The organism is Allobosea sp. FBZP-16, assembly GCF_002831785.1.
In the GTDB taxonomy this organism is placed as follows: domain Bacteria; phylum Pseudomonadota; class Alphaproteobacteria; order Rhizobiales; family Beijerinckiaceae; genus Allobosea; species Allobosea lupini.
The window spans coordinates 1-7,904 of record NZ_LNCQ01000051.1; the positions used below are offsets into that span (position 1 = coordinate 1).

11 protein-coding genes are annotated in these 7,904 nt (G+C 67.1%); 7 read left to right on the forward strand and 4 right to left on the reverse strand.

All coding sequences use genetic code 11. The features are described from left to right. Both CXY91_RS30390 and ubiE read right to left on the reverse strand, forming a co-directional pair. Window positions 1-201 (reverse strand): hypothetical protein (locus CXY91_RS30390; protein ID WP_158673580.1); only part of this gene is annotated, 201 nt, incomplete at its 3' end. A 91-nt stretch (window positions 202-292) separates the two neighbouring features. Next, on the reverse strand, window positions 293-1,054 hold the full coding sequence (ubiE, locus tag CXY91_RS25250) for a bifunctional demethylmenaquinone methyltransferase/2-methoxy-6-polyprenyl-1,4-benzoquinol methylase UbiE (protein WP_244543845.1): 762 nt from the start codon (window positions 1,052-1,054) through the stop codon (window positions 293-295). A gap of 95 nt (window positions 1,055-1,149) precedes the next feature. Here ubiE and mutM point away from each other — a divergent pair, with 95 nt between their 5' ends. Then, window positions 1,150-2,040, forward strand: coding sequence for a bifunctional DNA-formamidopyrimidine glycosylase/DNA-(apurinic or apyrimidinic site) lyase (gene mutM, locus CXY91_RS25255; RefSeq protein WP_100964422.1), 891 nt, complete (start codon window positions 1,150-1,152; stop codon window positions 2,038-2,040). Between the two features lie 5 nt (window positions 2,041-2,045). Continuing rightward, complete coding sequence (locus CXY91_RS25260; RefSeq protein ID WP_100964424.1) at window positions 2,046-2,627, forward strand: chloramphenicol phosphotransferase CPT family protein; 582 nt, start codon at window positions 2,046-2,048, stop codon at window positions 2,625-2,627. Here CXY91_RS25260 and CXY91_RS25265 read toward each other — a convergent pair whose 3' ends face one another. Next, window positions 2,628-3,101 carry an SRPBCC family protein gene (locus tag CXY91_RS25265; RefSeq protein WP_100964426.1) on the reverse strand — a complete coding sequence of 158 codons (474 nt, stop codon included), beginning with the start codon at window positions 3,099-3,101 and terminating at the stop codon, window positions 2,628-2,630. A gap of 69 nt (window positions 3,102-3,170) precedes the next feature. Beyond that, on the reverse strand, window positions 3,171-4,028 hold the full coding sequence (locus tag CXY91_RS25270) for a LysR family transcriptional regulator (protein ID WP_100964428.1): 858 nt from the start codon (window positions 4,026-4,028) through the stop codon (window positions 3,171-3,173). A gap of 84 nt (window positions 4,029-4,112) precedes the next feature. Here CXY91_RS25270 and CXY91_RS25275 point away from each other — a divergent pair, with 84 nt between their 5' ends. The 5 genes from CXY91_RS25275 (at window position 4,113) to rpsT (ending at window position 7,411) form a co-directional block, all read left to right on the forward strand. Beyond that, window positions 4,113-4,574 carry a nuclear transport factor 2 family protein gene (locus CXY91_RS25275; RefSeq protein ID WP_248307636.1) on the forward strand — a complete coding sequence of 154 codons (462 nt, stop codon included), beginning with the start codon at window positions 4,113-4,115 and terminating at the stop codon, window positions 4,572-4,574. A gap of 118 nt (window positions 4,575-4,692) precedes the next feature. Further along, window positions 4,693-5,466, forward strand: coding sequence for an enoyl-CoA hydratase (locus CXY91_RS25280; RefSeq protein ID WP_091835621.1), 774 nt, complete (start codon window positions 4,693-4,695; stop codon window positions 5,464-5,466). Window positions 5,467-5,584: 118 nt separating this feature from the next. Further along, window positions 5,585-6,583 carry a threo-3-hydroxy-L-aspartate ammonia-lyase gene (locus tag CXY91_RS25285; protein ID WP_100964430.1) on the forward strand — a complete coding sequence of 333 codons (999 nt, stop codon included), beginning with the start codon at window positions 5,585-5,587 and terminating at the stop codon, window positions 6,581-6,583. Next, window positions 6,580-6,975 carry a RidA family protein gene (locus tag CXY91_RS25290; protein WP_100964432.1) on the forward strand — a complete coding sequence of 132 codons (396 nt, stop codon included), beginning with the start codon at window positions 6,580-6,582 and terminating at the stop codon, window positions 6,973-6,975. The genes CXY91_RS25285 and CXY91_RS25290 overlap by 4 nt, the downstream gene beginning before the upstream one ends. Before the next feature lie 169 nt (window positions 6,976-7,144). Then, window positions 7,145-7,411 (forward strand): 30S ribosomal protein S20, encoded by a 267-nt coding sequence (gene rpsT / locus CXY91_RS25295; RefSeq protein WP_091835631.1) that lies wholly within the window; start codon window positions 7,145-7,147, stop codon window positions 7,409-7,411. Window positions 7,412-7,904 lie beyond the last annotated feature (493 nt).

The following is a 7,904-nucleotide window of genomic DNA, read 5'->3' on the forward strand; positions in this document are numbered from 1 at the left end:
CTCGATCAGGCGGCCGAGCGCGATCAGGCCCCGCGCCGCCGGCGGCAGCACGGACGGGTCGACGAGCGCGAGCGCGCCCTCGCGCGCCAGCACGAAGCCGACCCGCGCCGAGCGGGCGAGATGGGCGAGCGCGGAGATCATGCCGATAGCAACGCGGAACGCGCCTTCCCCGTCATGGTCGGGCTTGTCCCGACCATCCACGTCTTCCTACGGGCAGCGCGGAGTTCAAGACGTGGATGCTCGCCACAAGGGCGAGCATGACGGCGTTGGGCAGTCACGGCCTCAGCCTCACTCACAGCTTCCAGCCGGAATGCAGCGCCACAACCCCGCCGGTCATCGGCGTGAAGCTGGCACGACGAAAGCCGGCGTCCGCGATCATGTTGGCGAAGACCTGCGGACGCGGGAACTTGCGGATCGACTCGACCAGGTACTGGTAGGGCTCGGATTCGCCCGTCACCATCCTGCCCATCGGCGGGATGACGTTGAACGAATAGGCCTCGTAGATCTTGTCGAGGACAGGCACGTCGACATGGCTGAACTCGAGGCAGAGGAAACGGCCGCCGCGCTTCAGCACGCGATAGGCCTCGGCCAGCGCCTTCTCGATGCGCGGCACGTTCCGGATGCCGAAGGCGATCGTATAGGCGTCGAAGCTGTTGTCCGGCAGCGCCAGCTCCTCAGCATTGCCCTGGACGAAGCGGATGCGCTCATCCTCCGGAAAGCGCTTGTTCGCGCGCTCGCGGCCGACGGCCAGCATCTCGGCGTTGATGTCGAGCACGGTGACATCGGTCTGCGGGCCGCCCTCCTCCAGCACCTTGAAGGCGACGTCGCCGGTGCCGCCGGCAACGTCGAGATGATGGAAGGCCCGGTCGCGCGGCGGCTTCAGCGCGGTGAGCAAAGCTTCCTTCCAGACACGGTGCAGCCCGGCCGACATCAGGTCGTTCATCAGGTCGTAGCGGCCGGCGACCTTGTGGAAGACGTCGTCGACCTTGGCCTGCTTCTCGCCGAGCGGCACGTTCTCGAAGCCGAAATGGGTGGTGTCGGAGGCTGCTGTCACGGTTGGGCCGCTCTTGTGTTCGGGTGAGGCGATGAATAGCGAAAGCGTCGGGGCTTGTCGCGGGCCCTCTCGACGCATGCTGAAGAGCCGATGCCATGCCTGAACTTCCCGAGGTCGAAACCGTCCGGCGCGGCTTGGAGCCCGCCATGCTCGGCGAGCGCTTCGCACGCGTCGAGCAGAATCGGCCCGATCTGCGCTTCCCCCTGCCCGAGCGCTTCGCCGAGCGCCTGACCGGCCGGCGCATCGAGGCGCTGTCGCGGCGGGCGAAATACCTGATAGCCGATCTCGACGACGGGCAGGCGCTGGTCATGCATCTCGGCATGAGCGGGCGCTTCATCGTCGAAGCTCCAGGCACGAAGCCGACGGAGCCCGGCGCCTACTACAACGAGATCGGCCGGCACCTGATCCACGACCATGTCGTCTTCCATCTCGGCTCGGGCGCCCGCGTCACCTACAATGACGTCCGCCGCTTCGGCTTCATGGATCTGCTGCCCCGCGCGGGGCTCGAAACCTCCAAGCATTTCGCCGGGATGGGCATCGAGCCGCTCGGCAACGAGCTCTCGGGCGACTTGCTGGCAAAACTGTTCTCCGGAAAGATCGCACCGCTGAAGGCGGCGCTACTCGACCAGCGCCTGATCGCCGGCCTCGGCAATATCTATGTCTGCGAGGCGCTGTTCCGCGCCGGCCTGCATCCCGAAGCCGAGGCTGGCTCGCTGGCGACGCCGACCGGCAGGCCGCGCGACAAGGCGCATCTGCTGGCGCAGATCATCCGCGATGTGCTGGAGGAGGCGGTCGCCGCTGGTGGCTCGACCTTGCGCGACTTCGCCCATGCCGACGGCTCGCTCGGCTATTTCCAGCATCGCTTCAAGGTCTACGACCGCGAGGGTGACGCTTGCGTCACGCCGGGCTGCGGCCATCTCGTCAAGCGTCTCGTGCAATCCGGCCGCTCGACCTTTTATTGCGAGAGCTGCCAGAAGCGGGGCTGAGGATCATGCCGGACACGCCTCGGCCGCCCGGCAGGATCATCCTGCTCAACGGCGCCTCCAGCAGCGGCAAATCCTCGCTGGCGCGCGCCGCCCAGGCCCGGATCGAGGAGCCGTTCTGGCACATCTCGATCGACCATCTGCGCGATTCGGGCGTGCTGCCGACCGCGCGCATCCGCTCCGGCGAGTTCCAGTGGACCGCGATGCGCGACGCCTTCTTCGAGGGCTTCGAACAGTCGCTGCTCGCCTATGTCCGCTGCGGCAACAATCTGATCGTCGAGCACATCATGGAGAGCCGCGCCTGGCTGCTGCGTCTGGCCGGACTTCTGGCGGGGCAGGACGTATTCTTCGTCGGCCTGCATTGCGATCTCGGCGAGCTGGAGCGACGCGAGGCCGCCCGCGGCGACCGGCGAATCGGCGATGCCCGCCGCGACTTCCACCAGGTCCACAGCTATTGCCGCTACGATGCCGAGCTGGATTCGGCCGTCGCGCCCGAGGCCAATGCCGACAGGCTGATCGCCGCCTGGCGTTCGCGCGCGACGCCCTCGGCCTTCCAACGCCTGCTCGCCGAGGCCGGGCCAGCCGTCTGATCAGGCGTTTTCGATGAAGCGCGCGAGGTTCTCCAGCGTCGAGCGCAGGCCGGCATCGTGATCGGCCTTGCCGATGCCCGCGGGAACGTTTTCGCACAGCACCGTCACCTCGGTGCCGTCGCGCACCTCCTTGAAGCGCCAGGTCATCGTCATCGTGCCGGCGAAGGCCGGGTCATGCGAGACGAAGCCGACCTCCCAGACGATGCGCTCGCCAGGATCGAGCGCGACGAAGCGACCTTCGACGATGTCGCTATCGGCCGTGGCCTTGCCGGGAGCCCCGCTTGGATCGTCATAGGTCAGGACCATGCGGTAACTGCCGCCCGGATGCGGCTCGAAGCGCTCGATCTTCGCCCGCATCCCCTTCGGCGGCAGCCAGCGCGACAGCACGGCCGGGTCGGCGAAGGCATTGTAGACCGCCCCGGGCGAGGCCTTGACGAGGCGCGAGGCGGTATCGGTTCGGGTTTTGCCGGTCATGCGCACCTCCTGCTCGGCGGCCGTGCCTGATCAACGCGCGAGGTGGCCCAAGGGGACCAACTGCGGCGACTAGCCTTTCACCACGCTCCTGAATGCGGCCGAAAGCGCGGCGAGGGCATCGCGCGGGCGCCCATCCCTGACCCGCGTGTGCAGCAGGATCGGCAGGCGGGGCAAATCGGGCAGACCGAGCCTTTGTCCGACATCGACCGCGCCGAAGGGCAGCATGCGCGGCGCCAATGCTGCGATCCCGAGCCCGGCGGTGACGGCAGCCACGACCGCCGTGACGCCACCGCCGACGAAGCTCTCCGTCCAGGATATGCCGGCCTCGTCAAGGAAGCGCCCGGCGATCACGCGCACGCCGCACGGCTCGGCCATGGTGGCGACCGGCAGCGGCTCGCCCGGGCGATGCTGCCAGCTTGGCGCCGCGAACCAGCCGAACTTCTCGTCGGCAAGCTGCTCGCCATCGCTGCGCCCGGCATGCAGGCGCACGATCACCGTGTCGAGCTCACGCCGGTCGAAGCTCTGGAGCAGTTCACTGGACGTCCCGATCTTGATCTCGATCACCAGCTGCGGGTCCTGCGCGTTCATGCGCGCGATCAATGCCGGGAGGTCCGGCCCCGCGACATGGTCGCTGATGCCGATGACCAGCCGCTCTCGGGCTGAGACGAAGGCGGACAGCGCGCGCTCATGCACCTCCAGGAGCTGGCGGGCATGGTCCAGGAAGGCCGCGCCGCGCACCGAGAGCTCGACATGCCGCGGCGTACGCTCGACGAGCCGGCATCCCAGCCGCTGCTCGAGGCGCTTCAATTTCAGGCTGACGGCAGCCTGCGTCGTCCGCATCGCCTCGGCGGCGCGCGTGAAGCTGCCGAGATCGACGATGCGAACGAAAGCCTGGACGGAATCGAGGTCGAGCGGAGGCTGCGTCATTTTAATTCGTTATAGCTGAAATCAAGGTCGATAGCGTTCAAAAATAGCTGGGTTGTCGCTAGCGTCAAACCAGTACGAACGCCCTTGGCGACGGCCGGCGCCGCTCACGGGGGAAAGCAGGAGCAGTTTGCGATGACGAAGACCAGGGAGCCCGCGGTCGACGGCTCGTCCGTGGCGGAGCTGACCGAAGCGATCGAGACCTATTTCGACCTGATGTATGACTGCGACACGTCCCGCCTCGAGCAAACCTTCGCGCCCACGGCCCAGCTGCACGGCTTTCGCGACGGCAAGTTGATGGCGTGGCCGATGCCGGTCTACCGCGACATTCTCGACAAGCGCCAATCGCCGAAGTCGGTCAACGCCGAGCGCGCGGACGAGATTCTGTTCATCGACTTCGCCTCCACGACGCAGGCGATGACGAAAGTGCGAGTGAGGGTCAACACGATGGTGTTCGTGGACCACCTGACCTGGCACCGGATCGACGGTACCTGGCTGATCACCTCGAAGGGATTTCATGTCGAATCGCAGGACGGGCCACCGATCTAGAGGTCTCGCGCCGAACTGCCTGCGCCGAGGCTCGCATCGCGCCGTGCGTCCGCGCGCATGGACCACGGCCCGGGTGGCCGCTATTCCTGGCCCGGACACAGCGCATTGGGAGGCTGCCATGGCTTATGAGACCATTCTCGTCGAGGTGAAGGGCAAGGTCGGCGTCATCACGCTGAACCGGCCGCAGGCCCTGAACGCGCTGAACGTCCAGCTCATCGCCGACATCAACGCGGCGCTCGACGGCTTCGAGCGCGACGACAATATCGGCTGCATCGTCATGACCGGCTCGGAGAAGGCCTTCGCCGCCGGCGCCGACATCAAGGCGATGCAGGAGCGCAGCTATCCCGGCACCTATCTCGACGACAAGTTCGCCGACTGGGACCGGATCGGCCAGCGCCGCAAGCCGATCATCGCCGCAGTCGCGGGCTTCGCGCTCGGCGGCGGCTGCGAGCTCGCGATGATGGCCGACTTCATCATCGCCGCGGACAACGCCAAGTTCGGCCAGCCCGAGATCAACCTCGCCGTCATCCCCGGCGCCGGCGGCACCCAGCGCCTGACCCATGCGATCGGCAAGGCCAAGGCGATGGACCTTTGCCTCACCGGTCGCTTCATGGACGTGAACGAGGCCGAGCGCGCCGGGCTGGTCGCCCGTGTCGTGCCGCTCGCCGAGCTGATGACCGAGACGCTGAAGGCGGCCGAGCAGATTGCCTCGAAGTCGCTGCCCTCGCTGCTGTCAGCGAAGGAATCGGTCAATCGCGCCTTCGAGACGACGCTGGCCGAGGGCCTGCGCTTCGAGCGCCGTGTCTTCTCGGCGCTGTTCGGCACGCACGACCAGAAGGAAGGCATGGCCGCCTTCATCGAGAAGCGGAAGCCCGAATTCAAGAACTACTGAGGCCACAGGCCCCGGCAGCCCCGCGGCATGCATGGCCAGGGCCAATTTCTTTCACTTGAAAGGGCCGCGGCGCTGCTGGACCATGGCTGCTCACTCTGAAGAGCACGCAGGATACGCCATGACTGCCGCAGCCCGCTCCCTCACCGACGGCATCGCGCTGCCGAGCTATGCCGATGTCGAAGCGGCGGCACAGCGCATCGCCGGCGTCGCGCATCGGACGCCGGCGCTGACCTCGCGCACCGCCAATGAGCGCACCGGTGCCAATCTCGTCTTCAAGGCCGAGAACCTGCAGCGCATGGGCGCCTTCAAGTTCCGCGGCGGCTACAATGCCATCGCGGCGCTGACGCCGGAGCAGCGCAAGGCCGGCGTGCTGACCTATTCCTCCGGCAACCATGCCCAGGCGATCGCCTATGCCAGCAAGCTCACCGGCACTCCGGCGACGATCATCATGCCGCTCGACGCGCCCGCGGCGAAGGTCGCCGCGACCAAGGGCTATGGGGCCGAGGTCGTCACCTATGACCGCTATAGGCAGGACCGACTCGAGCTGGGCGACCGGCTGGCGGCCGAGCGCGGGCTGACGCTGATCCCGCCCTACGACCATCCCGACGTCATCGCCGGCCAGGGCACGGCGACGAAGGAGCTGATCGAGGAGGCCGGCGAGCTCGACGTGCTGCTGGTCTGTCTCGGCGGCGGCGGGCTCCTCGCCGGCGCGCTGCTGGCGGCGAGGGCGCTCAATCCCGGCTGCAAGGTCTACGGCGTCGAGCCCGAGGCCGGAAATGACGGCCAGCAGTCGCTGCGCAAGGGCGAGATCGTCAAGATCGACGTGCCCAAGACCATCGCCGACGGCGCCCAGACCGCCTTCCTCGGCAATTACACCTTCCCGATCATCCGCGATCTCGTCGAGGATATCGTCACCGTACCGGACGCCGCCCTCGTCGCGGCGATGCGCTTCTTCGCCGAACGGATGAAGCTCGTGGTCGAGCCGACCGGCTGCCTTGCGGCGGCAGCCGCCTTCACCGGCGCAGTTCCGGTTCAGGGCAAGCGCGTCGGCGTCATCCTGAGCGGCGGCAATGTCGACCTCGCCAGCTTCGCCCGTTTCGTCGGCGAGGGCGCGTGAGCGAGATCGAGACGATCCTGTCGCCCGATGTCCCGGCGCCGGCGGGGCATTATGCGCAGGCCGTCGCCTACAACGACCTGGTCTTCGTCTCCGGCCAGCTCGCGCCGCGCCCCGACGGTAGCCATACCGCCGGCGAGCCCTTCGCGGTGCAGGCACGCCAGGCGCTCGACAATCTCCTCGCCGTGCTCGCCGCCGCCGGCTGCGGCCCGGCCGATGTGCTGAAAGTCACCGCCTATCTGGTCGGCGCGGCGCATTGGCCGGCGTTCAATGCGATCTATGCCGAGGCGTTCGGGCCGCATCGGCCGGCGCGCGCCGTCGTCCCGGTACCGGAGCTGCACCATGGCTACCTCGTCGAGATCGAGGCCGTGGCGGTCCGCCGCAAGGCGGGTTGAAAACGTCAGCGATTCCGGCGTTGACGCCAAGCGCTGCAGGAACTATAGGGTCGGGCCTCGCGGCGGTCTTGCTCCGGCAGGACCGTCGCTCGCATTTTCAACTGAAGGTCCGTGGTCGTGCCAGCCGGCGATAGCCAGGCGCTCACCGCGATGAGGACGAGGACAGACCATGGCCAATACGACTTCGGCCAAGAAGGCCGCGCGCAAGATCGTACGGCGCACCGAAGTGAACAAGGCGCGCCGCAGCCGCGTGCGCACCTTCCTGCGCAAGGTCGAGGAGGCGATCGCCTCCGGCGACAAGAGCGCCGCTGCCGCTGCCCTGCAGGCTGCCCAGCCGGAGCTGATGCGGGCCGCACAGAAGGGCGTGGTTCACAAGAACACCGCGTCGCGCAAGGTTTCGCGTCTCGCACATCGTATCGGTGCGCTGGCTTCCTGATCGCCGTTCATCAGAGCGGATTTGCGAGCAGTTTTCGACCCGGCCGAAAGGCCGGGTTTTTGTTTGCCTGGGAGCTTGCGCGAGGCGCCCCGATGCCGCCGCGCAACACCCGCTGTCAACGGTGATTCCGCAATCTTTCCACGCCTTTACGGTCTTGACTTCAAGGCCGATTTAGAGGTCGGAGATCGTCCCGCCCGGGACTTTTGACCGCACAAAATTCCTCCATATTTTTCATCATCTTAGTGGGCAAAGCAATTCAGCTGGGTGAATCGCCGGGGGCCGGATGGCGCGGTGGAGGGACTCCGAAAAAAAAGATTCGGAGCCGGCACGAGACCCGCCCGGTAAAGAAAAGCTTAACTTCCCCAACTGATTGCGAGACACCTTCCGGTAGGGCAGACACTGGTCGCAGCGCCCCTCCACCACGCAGCCGGCTGAGGGGGATATTGCCCCCGTTCGAGGCCGCCCTGTAAGGTCCTTTTCATCGGCGGGCGGG

Excerpts from the sequence above, each read along its gene's own strand:
- mutM (WP_100964422.1), top strand. The coding sequence starts at position 1,150 with ATGCCTGAACTTCCCGAGGTCGAAACCGTCCGGCGCGGCTTGGAGCCC.
- CXY91_RS25260 (WP_100964424.1), top strand. The coding sequence starts at position 2,046 with ATGCCGGACACGCCTCGGCCGCCCGGCAGGATCATCCTGCTCAACGGC.
- CXY91_RS25265 (WP_100964426.1), bottom strand. The coding sequence starts at position 3,101 with ATGACCGGCAAAACCCGAACCGATACCGCCTCGCGCCTCGTCAAGGCC.
- CXY91_RS25270 (WP_100964428.1), bottom strand. The coding sequence starts at position 4,028 with ATGACGCAGCCTCCGCTCGACCTCGATTCCGTCCAGGCTTTCGTTCGC.
- CXY91_RS25280 (WP_091835621.1), top strand. The coding sequence starts at position 4,693 with ATGGCTTATGAGACCATTCTCGTCGAGGTGAAGGGCAAGGTCGGCGTC.
- CXY91_RS25285 (WP_100964430.1), top strand. The coding sequence starts at position 5,585 with ATGACTGCCGCAGCCCGCTCCCTCACCGACGGCATCGCGCTGCCGAGC.
- rpsT (WP_091835631.1), top strand. The coding sequence starts at position 7,145 with ATGGCCAATACGACTTCGGCCAAGAAGGCCGCGCGCAAGATCGTACGG.